At 37.2% G+C, this 21,063-nt stretch carries 12 protein-coding genes; 8 read left to right on the top strand and 4 right to left on the bottom strand.

The genetic code is table 11. The annotated features are described in order from the left end of the window. The first annotated feature begins 1,088 nt into the window (after window positions 1-1,088). Together ACFIK3_RS00655 and rlmN are read left to right on the top strand one after the other, a co-directional pair. Window positions 1,089-1,592, top strand: a complete 504-nt coding sequence (locus ACFIK3_RS00655; RefSeq protein ID WP_273790192.1) for an invasion associated locus B family protein — start codon at window positions 1,089-1,091, stop codon at window positions 1,590-1,592. Window positions 1,593-1,634: 42 nt separating this feature from the next. Then, entirely contained in the window at window positions 1,635-2,861 is a 1,227-nt protein-coding gene (rlmN, locus tag ACFIK3_RS00650) for a 23S rRNA (adenine(2503)-C(2))-methyltransferase RlmN (protein ID WP_375654291.1), read from the top strand. A 779-nt stretch (window positions 2,862-3,640) separates the two neighbouring features. Here rlmN and ACFIK3_RS00645 read toward each other — a convergent pair. After that, window positions 3,641-4,282 (bottom strand): LysE family translocator, encoded by a 642-nt coding sequence (locus ACFIK3_RS00645; protein ID WP_375630609.1) that lies wholly within the window; start codon window positions 4,280-4,282, stop codon window positions 3,641-3,643. A 171-nt stretch (window positions 4,283-4,453) separates the two neighbouring features. Here ACFIK3_RS00645 and ACFIK3_RS00640 point away from each other — a divergent pair, with 171 nt between their 5' ends. The 3 genes from ACFIK3_RS00640 to ACFIK3_RS00630 all read left to right on the top strand — a co-directional run bounded on the left by ACFIK3_RS00640 (window position 4,454) and on the right by ACFIK3_RS00630 (window position 9,299). Further along, complete coding sequence (locus ACFIK3_RS00640; RefSeq protein ID WP_375630607.1) at window positions 4,454-5,689, top strand: argininosuccinate synthase; 1,236 nt, start codon at window positions 4,454-4,456, stop codon at window positions 5,687-5,689. A 374-nt stretch (window positions 5,690-6,063) separates the two neighbouring features. Then, window positions 6,064-7,725 (top strand): lysine--tRNA ligase, encoded by a 1,662-nt coding sequence (locus tag ACFIK3_RS00635; protein ID WP_375676101.1) that lies wholly within the window; start codon window positions 6,064-6,066, stop codon window positions 7,723-7,725. Continuing rightward, window positions 7,725-9,299, top strand: a complete 1,575-nt coding sequence (locus tag ACFIK3_RS00630; RefSeq protein ID WP_375630604.1) for a peptide chain release factor 3 — start codon at window positions 7,725-7,727, stop codon at window positions 9,297-9,299. Before ACFIK3_RS00635 ends, ACFIK3_RS00630 begins: the two co-directional genes overlap by 1 nt. A 547-nt stretch (window positions 9,300-9,846) precedes the next feature. On the opposite strand, the gene ACFIK3_RS00625 is transcribed toward ACFIK3_RS00630, so the two are convergent. After that, window positions 9,847-9,963 carry a type II toxin-antitoxin system RelE/ParE family toxin gene (locus tag ACFIK3_RS00625; RefSeq protein ID WP_375645451.1) on the bottom strand — a complete coding sequence of 39 codons (117 nt, stop codon included), beginning with the start codon at window positions 9,961-9,963 and terminating at the stop codon, window positions 9,847-9,849. A gap of 318 nt (window positions 9,964-10,281) precedes the next feature. Between ACFIK3_RS00625 and addB the strand changes: the two genes are divergently transcribed. From addB to trxA, 3 genes are all read left to right on the top strand, one after another. Further along, window positions 10,282-13,401: a double-strand break repair protein AddB gene (addB, locus tag ACFIK3_RS00620; RefSeq protein WP_375676099.1), complete on the top strand. Its 3,120-nt coding sequence runs from the start codon at window positions 10,282-10,284 to the stop codon at window positions 13,399-13,401. A 2-nt stretch (window positions 13,402-13,403) separates the two neighbouring features. Beyond that, window positions 13,404-16,880, top strand: a complete 3,477-nt coding sequence (addA, locus tag ACFIK3_RS00615; RefSeq protein WP_375676097.1) for a double-strand break repair helicase AddA — start codon at window positions 13,404-13,406, stop codon at window positions 16,878-16,880. Between the two features lie 177 nt (window positions 16,881-17,057). Continuing rightward, a complete protein-coding gene (trxA, locus tag ACFIK3_RS00610; RefSeq protein ID WP_273790200.1) occupies window positions 17,058-17,381 on the top strand; it encodes a thioredoxin in 324 nt (107 codons plus the stop codon). 685 nt (window positions 17,382-18,066) lie between these two features. Here trxA and tsaE read toward each other — a convergent pair. Continuing rightward, entirely contained in the window at window positions 18,067-18,534 is a 468-nt protein-coding gene (gene tsaE, locus ACFIK3_RS00605) for a tRNA (adenosine(37)-N6)-threonylcarbamoyltransferase complex ATPase subunit type 1 TsaE (protein WP_375676095.1), read from the bottom strand. A gap of 51 nt (window positions 18,535-18,585) precedes the next feature. Further along, on the bottom strand, window positions 18,586-21,051 hold the full coding sequence (locus tag ACFIK3_RS00600; protein ID WP_375676093.1) for a PAS-domain containing protein: 2,466 nt from the start codon (window positions 21,049-21,051) through the stop codon (window positions 18,586-18,588). Between the last annotated feature and the right edge of the window lie 12 nt (window positions 21,052-21,063).

Below are 21,063 nucleotides of genomic sequence, written 5' to 3'. Positions count from 1 at the left end.
GTAAAAATGCTTCTTATGAACCGTCTCAAGTGCCAAGGGCTGTAGCAATATTGGAAGCTGGCAAAGTGTGATTAAGTATGATTTAGATGTCAGCTGTTGTATAGAGCTCATACTAAAAAATAATTTTGTACGGTAAGAATGAAAACTATACCTTTAGGTTGGGTGAAAGAGTTTTTGTGCATAAGAAGATTTATTCAAGTGTCTTTAATTGATTAAAATGTTGTTTAAAAAACGGTAATGTTAGAACTTCTATAGAAAAAAGTTTTATATTTCTTGTTATAAATTACTTAGAAATAAGATAAGAGAACTTGTCAAAAAATTCTTAAAACGTTTTTGGTAACAGGAAGAAAGGAATTGTCTAATACATTTAAAATAATATGTTTAAGCTATTATAAGCTACTAGAATCACTTTAGAACTTAAAAATTGGAGATGAAATATATAGGAAGAGTTAATAGGAGCAAAAGAAACAAAGTTACATGTAGTTGTTGAGACAAAATCTAAGTACTTTATGTTTCATGACCAATGTAGTGATAATAGTCTATTATTTTTTTAAGATATTTTGAAGATTATGAAAAGGCGATATGGGAACGATGTTGAATACGAAGTATGAATGCACTATAATGGATAAAAGGTGAGGTATTTACGAACATAAATGTATTGAATGTGTGAAGTCGAGAAGTGATATTCGCAAGGCTGTGAAATTTTTGGGGAGGTCAGGGTGTGTTTGCAAAATTTTGCAGCAGATTTCTTGTGATATTAAAGAGTATAGTTTATTTCTTAACAGAGTGGTAGTGTATTTTCATCTCGTTTTGAAGTTCTATTGCTTAAAGAAATCGTTTTTTATACAAAAACGAAATGAGTAGCATAAAATGAAAATGTTATTTTTTAATGTGGTTATTGAATAAGAAGTTTATATTTTGGTAACACCTAAAAGGTCACAATGAAACGTAGAGATCTATTTTAATTGGTGTGAAAATATTTTGCTTATTGGAAGAATTAGGACAGTGATACATGAGTATCGAGGTTTTTTTGAATTTTTCCAATGAAGAGAATCTTGTTAGAGACTAAAGAAGTGAGCTAAATAAAGATGTTTGAAAAGACTGTTATTGCTGCATCTGTAATGGTTCTGGTTACAGCTGGGGCAGCATGTGCACAAACGCCAAATCGTTTAAATCAATTTGAAGCATGGGGGGTCTATTCTTATAAATCGCCCCAAAATACGATTTGCTATGTGTTATCGGTACCTTTGAAGGCTCTTCCAACGACGGTTAATCATGGTGATAATTTTTTCTTAATTACCAAGCGTTCTCATTCACCTGTTTCGTTCGAACCGCAGTTTATGGCTGGTTATACGCTTCAAGAAGGATCGAGAGTGACAGTGACCATTGGAAATAAGGACTTTAATTTTTTCACGAAGGATTCCTCAGCTTGGTTGGCGTCATCAGAGCTAGAAAAGCAGCTTGTTTCTGCTATACGTGCTGGAAACAATATGACAGTGCAAGCGATATCAAAAAGAGGAACGCATACCACCTATACTTATTCCTTAAAAGGGGTCACTGCTGCATTAAACGCAGCTCAAAAGTGCCATTAAGGTTTCGATAACTTCTAAAATAGTGATGTGAATTGGAAAGCAATGGCCATTTCCTATGACCTTAGACCAGTTGGTTCATGTTTTGCACGAAAAACAGATAATGTGGTCGTGAAGGAGAGTTCTAAGCTCTCTTTAATTGGTTTGTCGCAAGATGAAATGATACAAGCTTTAAAGACAGTTGGTGTACCAGAGCATCAAACGCGTATGCGTATGCGTCAGCTTTGGCATTGGCTTTATGTGCGTGGTGTTTCAAATTTTGATGAGATGCTGAATATTTCTAAAGCAATGCAAGAAACACTTAAGTGTCATTTTTCCATTATGCGTCCAGAAATTGTTGGAGAACAAATATCAAAAGACGGTACACGTAAATGGCTTTTACGTTTTCCTGCACGTGGAGCTGGAAGACCTGTTGAAATTGAAACGGTTTATATCCCTGAAGAAGGACGTGGTACTTTATGTCTTTCATCGCAAGTAGGGTGTACGTTAACCTGCTCTTTTTGCCATACGGGAACGCAGATGCTTGTTCGTAATCTGACCGCAGAAGAGATTTTAGCACAACTATTAGTTGCACGTGATTGTTTGGGTGATTTTCCTGATAAGAATACCCCTGATGGAGCAATTGTTCCCATTGAAGGACGAAAAATTACCAATATTGTTATGATGGGAATGGGAGAACCTCTTTATAATTTTGAAGCTGTTAAAAAAGCTTTATTGATTGCCTCTGATGGCGATGGCCTTTCTTTATCAAAACGTCGAATTACGCTTTCAACTAGTGGGGTTGTTCCTGGAATTATCCGAACCGGAGAAGAAATTGGTGTTATGTTAGCAATTTCACTCCACGCAGTACACGATACACTAAGGGATATGCTTGTTCCCATTAATAAAAAATATCCGCTTGCTTTACTAATGGAGGCTTGCCGTAATTATCCTGGTCTTTCCAATGCAAAACGAATCACATTTGAATATGTTATGCTGAAAGATATCAATGATAGTTTAGATGATGCTAAGCGATTGATTCAGTTATTGAAAGGGATTCCTGCTAAGATTAATTTAATCCCTTTTAATCCGTGGCCAGGGAGTAATTATCAGTGTTCTGATTGGGAGCAAATCGAGCGTTTTGCTGATGTCGTTAATCAAGCGGGCTATGCTTCTCCTATTCGGATACCGCGTGGACGCGATATTTTAGCTGCATGTGGACAGCTTAAATCAGCTTCAGAGCGCTTACGTAAATCTGAACGGTTACGACTTGAAAATGCCATTGGTCATTAGTTAACGCAATTTTCAGCGATATCGAGGCCTATGCTTTTTTTCAGTAAATCATCATATAATAGCATGTGTGAGACAGAGATTAAGATAGATAAGTGCTAGACGAACAGTCTCAGCTTTTATATGCTAAAAGGGGTAAGATATTGTCTATAGTCTGTTTGCATAATCTCTGAAATAAGAAGGAAGCCTAATTTAGAGGGAATATGAGGTCTTAAGGATTGTAACTAATTTCTACCTTATTATCATACTCTTTAATTCGGTTTTATGTCTTTTAAAAGCATCTACGGTAATATCTTTTAAAAAGTGGAGATGGTGCACTGCCTCATGCTTTTGTTTATTACGTTCTTTAATAAGATCACGCTTCACAAGCACAACAGAGGATCTAAAATATAAATACCATTGTGTTGTCCATTGATATGTTTTTTAGGTATCTCTGAGTGCACTCTTCATATCACGACAATGCCTGTGAAGAGTATAACAAAAAGGCTCTGTGAAATGTACTATACTCCTACACCTTTATGTTTAATAAAGGTGTAAGTTGATACCACCATTCTATTTTTTAGCTCCCAATGTTGTAAACAGCTTTTGGCACTTAAGATGGTTCATAAGAGGTATTTTTATTCTTTTCTTAGACAGTTTTTATCCATACGAAAACTCCAGCTTCGCTTGTGATGTACAAAGGAAAGGTATTGTTTTATTCAACATAAACGGGTTTGAAATGAAAAAATCTTATAATATTTGTTTTTTTATTTAAATTAAAAGCGATACATTACACATATAAATCAATGTTTTGTAACGATAAGGAGATGGAGGGCAAAGCTGGTAAAAGTACCAGCAATAAGCCAGTCGAGAAAGCGAATATAAAGAGGGTTCTTTTTGAGAGTTTTGGTAAGTTTATGCGCTGTAAAAACGATTGCAATTGTAATGGGGAAAGAAATAGGAATATAAGAGAGTCCTAAAAAGAGCAATTTTTGTGTTGCCATAGGATCATTCGCATTGATAAATTGTGGTAAGAATGTCGCGTTAAAGAGTATAACTTTAGGATTGAGAAGATTAATTCCAATACCAGCAAGATAGTTACGTTTAGCGCTTTGAGATTTAGAAGATGTCTGTTCAAAGGAAAAAGTGGGGTTTCTCCGTAACGCTTGAAAGGAAAACCATAAAAGATAAAAGGCGCCAACAATTTTCAGAAGAACAAAAGTATGTGGTGCAGCAAAAATAAGCGCTGATAAGCCAAGTGCTACAGCGGTAACCTGAATGGCAAACCCTGTTGCACTACCCAAGGCGCACATAATTCCAGCTTTTTTGCTTTGTGTAATGGTTCGTCCTACAGAAAGCATCATATCTGGTCCTGGAATAAGTGCTAAAATCAACGATGCTAAAGCAAATTGTACAACAATAGACCACTCCGGTAGAAATGACACGTAAATCTCCTTTTATTTTTAAGCAGTGTTCACTATTTATACTTTGAGGCACTTTTATTTACGCTTTTTACGTCTTTTTAATGTTGCTTAAAAAGAATTTATTTTTATATTTCTTGTATCGTTTTGATTTTTGGGTAGAAATAAAAAAAGTAGCTCATATAGAACGTTAAAATGAAAAAGTGGCAAAATATTAGAAAAGTTGTTTTGGCTTATTCAGGTGGATTGGATACGTCAATTATTCTTAAATGGTTGCAAAGTACGCTAGGCGTTGAAGTTGTAACTTTTACAGCAGATTTGGGGCAGGGGGAAGAGCTGGAACTTGCTCGTCGTAAAGCTGAAATGCTAGGTGTTAAAGAAATTTATATTGAAGATTTGCGTGAAGAGTTTGTGCGTGATTTTGTTTTTCCGATGTTTCGAGCCAATACCATTTATGAGGGGACTTATCTTTTAGGAACATCAATTGCACGTCCACTTATTTCAAAACGCCTTATTGAAATTGCTAAGGAAACAGGGGCTGATGCCATTGCTCATGGGGCAACAGGAAAAGGCAATGATCAGGTACGCTTTGAGCTTTCCGCTTATGCGCTTAATCCTGATATAAAGATTATTGCTCCATGGCGTGATTGGGATTTTAAGAGTCGGACAGATCTCTTTGAATTTGCTCGTATTCATCAAATTCCTGTAGAAAAGGATAAGCAAGGTGAAGCGCCTTTTTCAGTGGATGCAAATTTATTGCATTCTTCATCAGAAGGAAAGATTTTAGAAGATCCAGCACTTCCTGCTCCTGAATATGTCCATATGCGTACTCTTTCGCCGGAAGATGCTCCAGATCAAGCAACCAGAATTACTCTTGGCTTTAAAAAAGGCGATGCTGTTTCAATCAATGGAAAAAATTTATCTCCTGCAACTTTACTTGCAGAATTAAATCATTATGGGCGCGATAATGGTATTGGTCGGTTAGATTTGGTAGAAAATCGCTTTGTGGGTATGAAATCGCGGGGTATTTATGAAACACCAGGGGGGACCATTCTTTTGACGGCTCACAGAGCGATAGAATCTTTAACACTAGATCGTGGTGCAGCTCATTTGAAAGATGAATTGATGCCACGTTATGCAGAACTCATTTATTATGGATTTTGGTTTTCGCCGGAACGTAAGATGTTGCAGGCAGCTATTGATTTATCTCAAGAACATGTTGAAGGTGAAGTCACGTTAAAGCTTTATAAGGGGAATGTAATTATTGAAGGGCGCCAAAGTAAAAAATCACTTTATTCTAGTGAGTTGGTAACTTTCGAGGATGATCAAGGTGTTTATGATCAAAGAGATGCAACTGGTTTTATTAAATTAAATGCTCTACGTTTGCGTACATTAGCAATGCGTCATCAAGGTGATAAAGAAAAGAAATAGAAAATTACGGTGACAAGTGTAATATGGATTAGTGATTTTGTATGAAATGCCTAGTTTAAGCATTTTTTCTGTTGGTTTTTACCGTTCTTTCGTTCAATACTAGAAGCTTATCTTCTGCGCTAATAAATATAATAAGCAAAACCCATGATAATAATAGCAATGAAGGCTTCGATAATCAAAACAAGTCAATTTTGCTTTATAATATTGAATGTTTTTGATTTTTATCAGAACAAAACATGTTTATAACGAGGGCGGTTTTTGTATTGTGACTTAAGAGTATAAAGAAATTTTCATCTTTTTGCTTGCTATTATTGACGAATAAATTCAAGAACCATACACCCTATTTTGAAAGAGTGTAATTTTTAGGATAAATAATGATGCGTGATCAGTGTGATACCCTCAACCTTACGCCTGAATTAAAAGATGCAGCTTCTCAATCGAGAACTTGGCCATTTGAAGAAGCACGTAAGATTATCAAACGGTATGAAAAAACGGGTTATCCAGACAATGTGATATTTGAAACAGGTTATGGCCCTTCTGGTTTACCGCATATTGGAACTTTTGGGGAAGTTGCACGTACAACCATGGTGCGTCATGCATTTCATATTCTCACGGAGAATAAAGTAAAAACAAAATTACTTTGTTTTTCTGATGATATGGATGGTTTGCGCAAGGTTCCTGAGAATGTGCCTGATCGCGAAAGGATGGAACATTATCTTGGTCAACCGTTGAGTCGTGTACCCGACCCTTTTGGAGATGATTATCCTTCTTTTGGGGCAGCGAATAATGCGCGGTTACGGGCTTTCCTTGATCGTTTTGGTTTTGATTATGAATTTGCAAGTGCTACGGATTATTACAATTCTGGTCGTTTTGATGAAACACTTTTGAAAATCCTTGCCTGTTATGACAAGGTTATGGCAATTATTTTACCAACATTAGGTGAAGAACGGCAAGCGACCTATTCACTCTTTCTACCGATTTCTCCCTTTTCTGGAAAAGTATTACAGGTACCGATGATTGCGCGTAATGTTGAAAAAGGTACAGTCACTTATATTGAGCCAGAAACAGGAGAAACCATAGAAACAGAGGTTACGGGGGGCAAAGTTAAGTGTCAGTGGAAGGTAGATTGGGCAATGCGTTGGACAGCACTTAGCATTGATTATGAAATGGCCGGAAAAGACCTTATCGATTCCACAAATCTTTCTTCTAAAATTTGTAAAGTATTAGGTGGAAAACCCCCAGAAGGATTCAACTATGAGCTCTTTTTAGATGAGAAAGGGCAGAAAATTTCCAAATCCAAGGGAAATGGCTTAACCATTGATGAATGGCTTACTTATGCTCCAACAGAGAGTTTAGGGCTTTATATGTTTTCAAAGCCTAAAACAGCAAAAAGGCTTTATTTTGATGTCATTCCTAAAGCGGTTGATGAATACTATGCGCATCTTTCAGCCTATGGTCGCCAAGAATGGAAAGAGCGTCTGAATAATCCTGTATGGCATATTCATAATGGTTGTCCGCCGCAGGTTGATTTGCCTGTATCCTTTGCGATGCTCCTAAATTTGGTAAGTGCTTCAAATGCGGAGAATGCAGAAGTTCTTTGGGGTTTTATTTCTCGTTACGCTAAAGGAGCAAATGCACAAACTTATCCAGAACTTGATCAATTGGTGAAGTTTGCTATTAAATATTTTGATGTTTTTGTTAAACCAAACAAGAAATTTCGTATACCAGATGATAGCGAACGAGAAACATTAGCACAAATTGAGGAAAAATTAGCTCATTTACCTGAAACTATTGATGGCAACATGTTACAAAATATGCTTCTTGATGTTGCACGATTAACGGAACGTTATCAAGATCATAGCAAAAAAAGCCCTGAAGGTGGGCCTGGTGTTTCCAATGTTTTTTTTCAAATGTTGTATGAAGTCCTTCTGGGACAAGAGCGAGGTCCACGATGGGGATCATTTATAGCGCTTTATGGGATTAATGAAATGCGTGCACTGATTGCTGAAACACTTGCACGGCCGACGGAGGAATAATGGAACGAAGAGTGCAGGAAGTAAAGCGACGCCGTACATTTGCAATTATTGCTCACCCAGATGCGGGGAAAACAACATTAACAGAAAAGCTTTTATTGTTTGGTGGTGCTATTCAACTTGCAGGAGAAGTAAAAGCCAAAAAAGATCGTATTCAAACCCGTTCTGATTGGATGAATATTGAGCGTGATCGTGGTATTTCCGTTGTGACTTCGGTGATGACGTTTGAATATGAAAATCATATTTTTAATCTCCTAGATACCCCAGGACATGAGGACTTTGCGGATGATACGTATCGCACTCTCACAGCTGTTGATAGTGCTATCATGGTATTGGATGGGGCCCGCGGGATTGAGCCTAGAACATTAAAATTGTTTGAAGTGTGTCGGATGCGGGATATTCCTATTGTTACGTTTATCAATAAAATGGATCGTGAGGCACGTGATCCTATAGAGCTTTTAGATGAAATTGAAGAAAAGCTTGCTCTTGATACCGCGCCTATAACATGGCCAATTGGGTCGGGTAAAGATTTTGTTGGTACCTATGACCTTCATCATAATCGTTTTCGTCAAAAAGATGATGAGATAATACAGCAGATAGTTTCAAATCCCAGAGAGGTTGTCCATTTACTCCCTGAATATCAACGTTCAACTTTTATTGAAGGGGTAGAACTTGCTCAAAGTGTTTGCAAGAATTTTGATCTGCAAGCTTTCCGTGAAGGTCATATGACACCGGTTTATTTTGGTTCAGCTTTGCGAAATTTTGGTGTTCGTGATTTGATCAATGCGCTTATAGATTTTGGTCAAAGTCCTCGTGATCAAAGTGCAGATCAGCGCAATGTCATAGCAACTGAACCTAAAATGACGGGATTTGTTTTTAAAATTCAAGCGAATATGGACCCTAATCATCGTGATCGTATTGCATTTTTTCGGGTATGTTCGGGAACGCTTGAACGTGGTATGAAAACAAAGTTGGTTCGAACAAGAAAACCGATGACACTTTCGGCTCCACAATTTTTCTTTGCGCGTTCGCGCCAAATTGCTGATCAAGCCTATGCTGGTGATATCGTAGGGATCCCTAATCATGGAACATTGCGTATCGGCGATACTTTGACTGAAGGAGAAGATATCCTCTTTAAGGGAGTACCAAATTTTGCACCAGAGATTTTGCGTCGTGTTTGTTTAGGCGATCCAATGAAAGCAAAAAAGCTCAAAGAAGCTTTGCAACAAATGGCTGAAGAAGGGGTTGTACAATTGTTTATTCCTGATGATGGGTCGCCTTCTCTCATTGGTGTTATTGGTGCTTTGCAAATTGATGTCTTAAAAGAACGATTAAAAATAGAATATTCTTTGCCAGTGAATTTTGAGTCTGCGCGCTTTAATTTATGCCGTTGGATTTCAGCGCAGAGCAAAGATGAGTTGCAAAAGTTTCTCAGCAATCACCGCTCTGCTATTGCGTATGATTTAGAAGGTGATCCAGTTTTTTTAGCGGAGAACCATTTTTCATTGAATTATGAGGCAGAAAGAGCTCCTAAAATAAAATTTTCTGCTTTTAAAGATTATCAAGTACGCTCTTAAAATAAAGAAAAATATTTTCTACAATAATTTGATTTATAATGATAATTTATCGTTTTTTATATGGGAACAATCAAAATCATTTGTTTAAAAATCATAAGTAGGATTGGTGTGTGCGTAAAACACTTGAAGCAAGAAATACAATACCTCTTATAGATCTTCTCTATAGCCAAGAGCTTTCAAAATATTGGGTGAGGGTAAAAATGATGATGGTGGTTATAGCGTTATGATGTAATGATGGTGGTGTGTGATGTATCTTATCCCATTCACGGAAGTTTACGTTATACTATTCATTTATATTATTTACGGGATGACATGACGAGGTAAGATCAAGTACAATGAAAAATGTCCCTTTAAAAACAAACATATAAAATTGCAACATAATGATATTTTTGGGCATTCTATTTTGCATAAGGGATGTAATCCTAGCAAGATAGAGGCTTGCACGATAAACTTTCGCAAAACTCTCTCCCTCAAAGTAATCTGTTTTCGCTGTGAAATGTGGAAATATTATTATTTTTTTCCAAGCTTTTTATGGGATTCTAAAATATTATTTATGAAACTGATTTTTTAAGTTTTGCAATATCATGATATCTATTTTTTTCTGAAAGTGATGGAGTATGTAAAGGATATTTTTAGATTGAACTGTATAAAAAATACGGTAAATTTATTTATTATTAAAAGAGTTACAGTGCACTGGTACCTCTAGAACCTTTTAAAACTTTAATATTTATTTTTATATTACCTATTTGAGTTAGAGAATAAACTGTAGCCAATTCTACGTTGAAAAATATCAGAAAAATTTTATATATTTTTTCGCGATGACTTAAGACATATAATTTATTTCGATATTTTTTAAATCTAAACTAAAAAATCTGCTTTATAAACATAGCTTTTCAGTTTTTCCTTGTATAAATATTGTATACAGTCAAAATAATACAAATAATCAATAAGCTGAAATTTGTTATCCCAAATATGAGATCATATGACCTATAAACCGCATGTCTTTTCTATTTCTCCGGGAACTGCTTTTTTGCCTCACTTTGTTGATGCACTACTTTCTGGTAGCCTTATTGATAATTTCGCTTCAAGTGGAGACATTCAAACTGCCCTTGCCGATAGCCTTATTTATGTTCCGACACGTCGTGCTGCTCGCGCTTTGCGTTTAGCCTTTGTTGAAAGAAGTGATACACAATCAACATTTTTGCCAACCATTCGTGCTCTAGGAGATGTCGATGAAGACAGTTTTCTTTTTGTTGAAAATCATACCAGCGCTCTCGATCCACCTATTGGAGAAAGCGAACGTCTTTTACTTTTAGCGCGCCTTATCCGTCCATGGCGTGAAAATTTGCCTGCGCATCTGCGTGCCATGTTTGGTACAGAAGATGTACTTATTCCGGCTCATAGTGCTGATGCGATTTGGCTTGCGCAAGATTTAGCACATTTGATGGACGAAATTGAAGCAGAAGGAGCAGATTGGTCAGAACTTAAAAATATTGCACCTGATATGGTCGCTGAATGGTGGCAAATAACGCTCGATTTCTTGACTATTGTTACGCAAAATTGGCCAAAAATCTTGAAAGAAAAACAACGAAGTAATCCCGCTGAATGGCGTAATCAAGTACTCACAATGCATGCAGAGACTTTACGATGCATGCAGCCTGATAAACCGATCATTGCAGCTGGTGTGTCAGGTTCTATGCCCGCAGTTTCTCATCTTTTAAAGGTTATATATTCTCTGCCCAAAGGGGCTGTTGTTCTTCCTGGTCTTGATCTTCATATGGATGAAGAACAATGGAATGCACTAAGCACAAGCAATAAAGAAAAAACAGCTTGTGATTTTTTTGATCCTGCAGAAAATGTTTTTAGCCATCCTCAATATCATTTAAAAAAACTTCTAACTCTCATGGAGTGTCAACGTCATCATGTTTGCGAAATTGGCCAACAGAGTAGCATAAAGAAAAAACGAATGGCTCTTTTATCAGAAGCACTCCGACCAGCTTCTACAACAGACAAATGGGTACAAATTGTCCGTGATGATTATGAGAATCTTTGTGCAGATTGGTCATTTATTGAAGCTATAAATGAACGTGAAGAAGCTCTTGCGATAGCTGTTACCTTACGCAAAGCTATTGAAGAACCCAAAAAAACTGCAGCCCTTATTACAAATGACCGTAATTTAGCACGCCGTGTTGCTGTGGAATTACAGCGATTTGGAATTGAAGCAAATGATTCAGGCGGAATACCACTTGCACAAACATTGCCTGTAACTCTCTTACGACTTATTTTAGAAAATGTATTGCAAGCTGATGATCCCATTGCTTTTCTTTCTCTTCTTAAACATCCCCTTACAACACTCCAACAAAACCGTCATCGTTTACGGGAAATGGCAGAAAATTTTGAACTTTTTGTTCTTCGAGGGAATACAGGGCGCATCAATCTTTGCGAGTGTGATCAATTTCTCGAAAAATGGATTGATACATCCTTTCATAATAGTTCTGAAGTCAACACCCTTGATCAGCAGAAATGTGAAGAAGCACGTCTCCTTTGTCATCTTTTGAAAAAAGCTGTTGAACCTTTAACATCTCTTATGAAACAAGAGAAAGAATGCACCATCAATGAGGCTGCAATAGCAACTGTTGAGGTTTTTGAAAATTTTGGTCGCAATGAGGATAATTCTCTTGCACATCTTTATCAACACGAAGCAGGACAAGCCCTATCAAATTTTTTGCGTGAATTGGTCAGTGATCAATCGGGATTAACATTTCATCTTTGTGAATGGCCTGCTATGTTTTCTGCCATAATAGCAACTCGTTCCGTCGCACCTTCGCCTGGAGGACATCCACGTTTATTCATCTGGGGTACTTTGGAATCGCGTTTGCAAACGGTTGATACAGTGGTCATCGGCGGTCTTAATGAAGGGTCATGGCCGATATCAACCCGAAATGATGCTTTTTTATCGCGACCGATGAAAATGATGTTAACTCTGGAACCACCAGAGCAGCGTATTGGTATTTCTGCGCATGATTTTCAATGGGCGATGGGAATGGAAAAAGTGGTGATGAGTCGCGCATTGCGCGTTAATCATACGCCTTCCATTCCTTCACGCTGGCTACAACGCATGGAAACAGTTGTAGGAAAACAGGTTTGGGAACAAATCCGTGAACGAGGTGAAATACTACGCCATTGGGCAAAGATGCTTGATCATACAAGCATAACTTCTGAGGTGGAACGTCCTTGCCCTGCTCCGCCTCTTGATATACGCCCGCGTCATTTTTCAGTTACTGAAATAGAAACATTGCGATATGATCCCTATGCTATTTATGCTAAAAAAATCTTAAGGCTCAAACCACTTAAAGAACTTATTCATGATCCTAGCGCTTCAGAACGAGGAACACTTTATCACGCTATTCTTGCAGCTTTTTGCACACAAATGAAAAATCCAAATGCTGCAAATGCACTCAATGTACTGCTTGCTATTGGGCGTAAAGAGTTTGATAAATTCAATTTTCCACCCGATATTGAAGTAATTTGGTGGAATAGTTTTGAAAACCTTGCTCCACGCTTTATTCAATGGGAACAAAGTTTAGGACTGCGAGAGCGATATTCGGAAGTGGTATCACAAAAAATTTCTATAGGAACAACAGGAGTAACCCTTTCAGGACGTGCTGATCGTCTTGATGTTTTGCCAGATAAAACGGTTGAAATTCTAGATTTCAAAACCGGAACCCCTCCTTCATCAAAACAAGTTCGTGAATTATTATTTCCGCAATTGGCGTTAGAAACAGCTTTACTCATACAAGGGGGCTTCCCAGATTTTCAAGATTTTACCCCCTCAAATTTATTTTACATTCCTCTTAACAAAAAAGGTGAAATTAAATCCCAATCAATTCTTTTAAAGAAAAAAGACGGAAAAACTCATCTAAGTGCTGTTGATCTTGCTGACAATGCATGGGAAAATCTTATCGCACTCATAACTTATTATCAAAATCCACAACAAGGTTATCTCTCACATGCTGTCCCCATGTCAAAACGATATGAAGGTGACTACGACCATTTGGCTCGGTTGTGGGAATGGTCAAGTGGTTTTCATAAAGAAGAGTAATCATGACGTTTTTTTCTATTCCTGAAGCCGCTCTTGATGCACAAGCAACAGCAACACATCCCCAAAAAAACGTGTGGGTTTCTGCAAATGCTGGATCTGGAAAAACCCACGTTTTAAGCGAACGTGTTATCCGTTTGCTTTTAAACGGTACGCCTCCAGCACGTATTTTATGCCTTACTTATACAAGAGCTGCTGCTGCTGTTATGCAATCACGAATTTTTCGCACGCTTTCCAGTTGGAATGAGCTCGATGATGCACAGCTGCAAGAAACCTTAACACGGTTTGAAAAAAAGCCTGTTAATGCGCAAAAACTAACTTATGCACGACAACTCTTCGCGCGTGCTCTCGAAACGCCTGGTGGCTTAAAAATTCAAACGATTCATGCTTTTTGTGAAGCTCTCTTACATCAATTTATGTTAGAAGCCAATATTGCAGGGCATTTTGAACTTCCCGATGATATCGGTCGAAAAAAATTACGACAAGAATCCCGTCGTCAACTTTTAGCCCGTCGTGATGTACAACCTGCTTTGCAACAGTTACTTCAAGTTATTAGCGAACATACTTTTAACCAATTGCTCTATGAAGCAGTTGAAAAGCAACATAAATTGTCTGATTTTTTATCTTCTCTTTTATCTGAAAATGGAGAAGAAAAATTGCGCGCGCTTTTTAACTTAGCGCCCAATGAAACAAATCAATATCTGCTGGAACAAATTAAACAAACAGCGCGCCTTCCTCTTTATGCTCTTAAGCATTGTGAAATCAATGGTAGTCAAAGCTTTAAGGATATGGTGGAAAAACTTTCCCAATTAGAAAAGGTGCATGATGAGAAAAATATTCTCAATATTATTTCTGATATTTATTTTACAATCAAAGGTGAGCCGCGTAATTTTTCAAATTTATCTCGTAAAAAATCAGACGAAATTTGGCCTTTTATTCAACAAATGCTTGAAGATAAACAAAACAAGCTTTCTGTTCTTTTAGAAAAATATCAATGCGCAAAGGTTGCCACTCTCAATATGGCTGCTTTTCAGCTTTGTGCTATTTATCTCAAAATTTATAAGAATCTAAAAAAGTCCAATGGCTTCTTAGACTTTGATGATCTTATTGAGCGTACACTTCATTTGTTACAGCGCAAAGGTGCAAGCCAATGGGTGCACTATAAACTTGATCAGGGACTTGATCATATTCTACTTGATGAAGCACAAGACACCAACCCTGAGCAATGGCAAATTATTCAACTGTTGGCACAGGAATTTTTTTCAGGGTATAGCCAACGAACAAACATACGCACTCTTTTTGCTGTTGGAGATGAAAAGCAATCTATTTATTCTTTTCAAGGCGCTGCTCCAGAAAATTTTGCTGCAAATGGACGAATTATTCAAAAAAAAGTGCAGCAAACAAATCAGCAATTTGAAAAAATACAACTGCATTATTCTTTTCGCTCTACAGCAGATGTTCTTAAAAGTGTTGATCTTGTTTTTGAAACACCAGAAAACTATAAAGGACTTTCGGCAGAAAATACAAAAACGGTGCATGAAGCTATTCGTGTTCACAGTCCCGGTGAAGTTGTTATATGGGATGCCATTTCCAAAGAAACGAGTGACTTTCCTCAAGATTGGCATGCAACTGTTAATCATTTAGATACACCTGAAGTGCGTTTAGCAGAAAAAATTGCTGAAACGATTGCCGACTGGTTACAAAAAGGCGAAATGCTTCCAGCAAAAGGACGCTTAATACGTGCAAGTGATATTATGATCTTGGTCCGTAAACGTGATCAATTTGTCTCAGCTCTTTCCCGTGCTCTTAAACACCGTAATATTCCCGTAGCAGGAGCTGATCGTTTACAGCTTACCAAACATATTAGTATCCGTGATTTAATGGCGCTTGCACGTTTTGTTTTACAGCCACAAGATGATCTTTCTCTTGCTTGTGTTTTAAAAAGCCCACTTTTTGCTCTTAGTGAAGAGGAACTCTATCAGCTTGCTGCACACCGCACCGGCTCTCTTTGGCAAAGCTTATTTACGCACGCATCATCGCAGGCATCTTTTAAAGATGCTTTTGAAAAGCTAAACCATTATCGCGCTTTAGTGGATAAAATACCGGTTTTCGAGTTTTATAGCCATATTTTGAATAATGATAAGGGAAGACAAAAAATTCTGTCTCGTTTAGGATCTGAAGCAAATGATGTGCTCGATGCTTTTATGGATTATACGCTCACTATTCAAAAAACAGGATTACCAGGATTACAAGCTTTTTTAGAAACATTAAGTGCAAGCGAACCAGAAATTAAACGTGAATTTGAACAAAGTAATGAAGAAATTCGCATTATGACTGTTCATGCTGCAAAAGGACTAGAGGCTGCTGTTGTGTTTTTAGTCGATCCTGGCAGTGCGATTTGGCATCCTCAGCATGCGCCTCACTTGCTTAAAGTTCCTTTAAACAATGCACAATGGAATGGAAAACAAGCCTTTATTTGGCATCCCAATGAAAAGTTTGATACAAAACTCTCTAAACAAGCAATTTCATATTTAAAAGAGCGTGCAGAAGAAGAATATAGGCGTCTTCTTTATGTAGGAATGACACGTGCTGAAGATCGCTTGTTTATTTGTGGATATAAAGGCCCGAAAACGCCATCTCATACATGGTTACAACTCGTAAAAAAAGCCCTCGAACCGCATGCCCTTGCTATAAAAGATTCTTCGGAAGATATTGCAGCTTTGCGTTATTGCATTACACCTGCTTCTTCTGCTTCTATAAACTCAAAAGTCCCTTGTGCTGAATGCCAAACCTTACCACCTTTACCTGCTTTTTTCTCCCATAAAATACCAGAAGAACCAGTGCTACCAAAACCGTTGAGACCCTCTGTTGCTAGTCTTTCCATTGAGGCTGATACCGATATTTCTTCTAATTCAAAATATCATAGCGTCTCGCCTGTTTTGGGAGAAAAAAATACCAACAGAGCTTTTCCCATTGAATATGGTAATCTCGTTCACCGATTGTTACAATACTTACCCGATTGTCCCCCACAAAAACGTCGAGATTATGCTCGAAACTATCTCAATATCAAAGCCTCTCATTGGGATGAAAGCCAAAGAGAAGATGCTCTTCGCCATGTTTGGAAAATATTAGATCATGTTTACCTCAAGCCCCTTTTCTCTGAGCATTCACGTGCTGAGGTCTCCTTAATGGGTATTGTGAAAATTCGTGGAAAAGAACAAGCAATCTCTGGTCAAATTGACCGTCTCTACATCACGCAAAACAGCATTATCTTTGCCGATTTTAAAACAGGAACCCCGCCAGAAAATGAAGCTGCTATTGCTTCCCATTATTGGTTGCAAATGGCTCTTTATCGAAAATTATTGCAAGCTATTCATCCCGATAAAGATATCCAGGCTCTGCTTATCTACAGTAAAGAAGCCAAAATTTTTAAACTTCCTCCAGAAAAACTTGAGGCATTTCTTAGTGAAGTTGCTTTATAAGCTACTCTTTTCCTTGAAAATCATCTTTACACTTTATTTACTTTCATAAAATCGCCCAAACAAACACAATGCACAATCTCTAGTGTAAAAAAGTCCTTTAATAATTTATCTTTGCAATAACTTGATATGAATTGTTATTATACCAATCTATAAAAAGTGAATATAAAGGATAAATCAATGACGTGTATAAAAGTTGATAAGGACAATTTCGAAAGTGAAGTTCTAACCTCTTCCACCCCTGTTGTGGTTGATTTTTGGGCAGAATGGTGTGGCCCTTGCAAAGTGATTGCTCCAATGTTGGATGAGATTTCAATAGAAATGCAAAATCAAGTTAAAATTGCTAAGGTAAATATTGATGAAAATCCGGAACTGGCTACCCAATACGGAGTACGTTCTATCCCTACATTATTAATGTTTAAAAATGGAAATATTTCATCGAATATGGTTGGCGCTACCTCTAAAGGACGTCTTTCTGAATGGATAAAAGATGGGCTTAGTTAATTCCACATATAATCACTATAAAGGAGAGAAGTTTTGTCTCTCCTTTTGACTTTTTTAAAATATTCTTTTTTGCATTATATTATAATGAAAAGACAATAAAAATCAAAATTTTAAATGAATTTAAGAATTCGTGCTTTTATGCATGATTCAATTGACCATTTTTATAAAAAATTGCTTTGTATGAAGAATATAGGCAATTCTTTCCTTATATGCGTGTTAAAAAATATTGGGTGAATGATAATTTCATAAAGGTATTTTTTCTTAGATAAGACTATTGAGATAGATAGTGCTTTCAACACATAAAAGGAGATTTTAAGCAAAAACTTTGCAAATTACTTTTCTGAAGCTCACAATTTTTAAGCAGAAAGAAACAAGCAATTCACTACAGGTTATAGAATGCTCTTCTAAAGGGTTACCATTTCAATTTAAAATTCTCTTATACTATTCTCTAGAATCAAAATTGTAGGTATCAGATTCTCTAAAATAAATTGATGAATTCCTATAAATTAACGGCTGTCCTTTGCAATTTATGTCATTGTTATATGAAAGAGTCAGCACTTCGTTTCATCTTCCATGGTTGGTGCCTCCATGAAGCCTTCTTTATGTTGTTCATCATCTCAAATTTCATAGGTACGTACTGAGGTATTATAAATTAAAATGATGATGTTCATGTCGATGTTTTTTTTTAATGTACGAATTGTAAAGACTGTTGCAAACACTCAATGGAATGTTGTGCTGATTTAACTGTTACATGACGCCCATGTTCTTTATAGTGTAAGGTGAGTGCAAAAGTGGCAAGCTCTAAAAGAGCTGTATTTCTTTCTGGCCATTCAACAAGTAAAATATTTTTCTCACGAGCTTCATGAAGCCCTAATTCATCAATTTCTTCTGCCATAGAAAGGCGATAAAGATCAGCATGAATAATTTCAAACTTTGGAAGTTGATAGCTTTGCACAAGAGTAAAAGTAGGGCTTGGAACATCCATAGTGTTATCGTTTGCAAGTGTTTGGATGATTGTACGTGCAATGGTTGACTTTCCAGTTCCAAGATCCCCTTGCAGCGTTACAAGATCTCCTGGCTTTAAAGAAAGAGCTAAATTTTGTGCAAAAAGCTTTGTTGCCTCTTCATTTTCAAGAAAAAAACTAAAATTCATTAAAAGTTCCATGAAATGGATGAAAATTTTTTGTTATCATAAAAGTTAAAATTAAAAAATCTTATCTCCTTTGGAGAGTGGGAAAAAACATTTAACTGTTGTTCCTTTTCCAGAACCGGTAAGAATTTCAACATGTCCACCGTGTAGTTCAACGAAACTTTTCACAAGGGAAAGGCCAAGACCCGCTCCCGCACGCCCACCATGGTGTGAATGGGAAGAAAAACGTTTAAAAATACGATCAAGGACGTCTTCTGGGATGTCAGAGCCCTGATTGTGAACGCTAAAGACAATGTTATCATCTTGTTCATCGACGCAAAATTCAATAGTACTCGCCTCCGTTGCAAAATTAATAGCATTGCTCAGTACATTCACAAAAATTTGATGCAAGCGTTTTTCATCAGCAGAAATAGAATTTAAGGAAGGGGAAATTTGTTGTAAAAGCGTAATATGACGTCCATTAAGGCGATCTTCTACGCGTGCTACTGCTTGTATCATAGCATCGGCAATGTTAACCGATTTTATGTCCAACTCCATAATGCCTGCATCAAGGGTAGCAAGATCAAGAATATCGTTAACAATATTTAAAAGAGTTCCTGATTCTGAATGAATGTGTTCAAGATATTCTTGTTGACGTTCATTGATAGAGCCGAAAATTTGATCACGTAAAATATCGGAAAATCCAATAATATTTGTGAGAGGTGTGCGCAATTCATAAGAAACATGTTGGACAAATTCATTACGCAAACGATCAGCACTTTCTAATGCTTCATTTTTTTCTTGAAGAGCACGAGCAACATGGACAGTATCCGTAACATTCACAAAAGTAAGCATCGTTTGTCCATTAGGAAGAGGGACCAGAGTATAGTCAATAATCATATCATTTTTAAGATCTATACGACCTGAAAATGTTTCACGTTTTTCAGCAAAACCGGTAATGAACTTGGTAAACTGATCCCATTCTGTCCCCAAGGTTAAGGCTGAACAATGGCTTTGTAACTGTGTAATATGGGTTCCTTCTACCAGCAAATTATAAGGAAGAGACCACAATTTCGACAAGGCAGGATTCGATAAGCGAAGGCGTCCATCAGTACCAAAAACGACCACGCCTTCAGAAAGTTTATCAAGTGTTTCACCTTGTATTTTAATAAGTGTATTATAACGGCGCTCAAGATCAATTTTTTCTGTAAGGTTTTCGTAAAGCCAAGTGACACCTCCTTGTGGATGAGGGTTCGAGACAACACGCACCGTACGCCCATCTGGAAGATTCCAAATTTGTTGGTTTGATTCTGTTTGCCAATAGGCTTTTAAAAGTTCTTCTTTCCATGCGCGCCAATCAGGGTGTTCAGCAATGAGCCCCTTTTCACGTAAACGTTCAAGAAACAATGTATGGCTTGGTTCACTTTCTAAAAAAGAACTCTCCAACGGCCATAAAATTTTGAAAGCATGATTACAGAATTTTAATTTTTGGTTTGTATCAAAAATGGCTACAGCTGTTGAAATTTGGTCAAGTGTTTCACAATGGCTTTGAAGAACATATCTTAATTCATGAGCAAGATTTTCATATGCGCTGTCATCACGTGCAAAAGCTGCCATTCCTTCAGCTGTTGTAATACGTGTGAGATGAAAACGGTGCCGTTCTCCACCAATAACCGTATGAACATGTTCTTGAAAAATTGTTTCTGTTTCATCTGTTTTGCGTTGTGTATTTTCATTGAAAAGATCCCCCACGTCATCACTGTCTTCAGGAAAGTCTGTCATTTCTCTAAAGGCGCGATTGATAAAACAAACTTTTCCTTCACAATCTTTTATCCATACGGGCTCTTGAATAAGATCAAGAAGATTACGCTGCATTCTCAGTTCAGTAAGAAGGCGGGCTATATCTTTCTGTAAACGAGCATTTTCACTCTGTTGTTTTGAGATATCTTGAAAACGAGCAATAGCGACTGTTCCTGCGATGACTCCTGTAACTTGTAGCAGTACATTGTTTGTGGTGGTGATAGAAAGATCAAAAGGGTGACATTTACAACGTAGTTGAGTCAATGCATAATCAAGTTCTCGCAGAGAATTTTCTTCAACCCAGAGCTCAAAACGCTGAAAATCTTTCTGATCGATTCCTATTTTTTGCAATGCAGAAAGAGCACCAACAACACGGGGTAAGGTTGTTGGATTTTCCCAAATAAGAAGGAATTGCTCGGTTTCTTTCAGAAGCCATTCATAATATTTAAGTTTTTCAGAAAAATTTGCCTGAAGTATCTTCAAAGGCTTCTGTGCAGTTTTTTTTGCACGCACGGTAACAGCTATGCACGAGAGAAGTGAAGCACAAGAAATTCCTCCACACAGCGCTAAAAGCAGCCATGGACTATTTGGAAAAGTGAAGAAAAATGGTAAATAACCTTCCAATGACTGAGCAACAGCGCATGTTGGAGAAAAAAAGAAAAAAAGGCAAAATATATACGTATAGATTCGGATCTCTTTTTGAGCTTTTTCTTTGGGGTTATAGTCACCAAAGCTGAGCACGGCATCTTTCCC

It is taken from the genome of Bartonella sp. CB10SXKL, assembly GCF_042195515.1.
Lineage (GTDB): Bacteria > Pseudomonadota > Alphaproteobacteria > Rhizobiales > Rhizobiaceae > Bartonella.
Note: the sequence above shows the minus strand (reverse complement) of the source record. Positions and strands in the feature narration are given on the sequence as shown.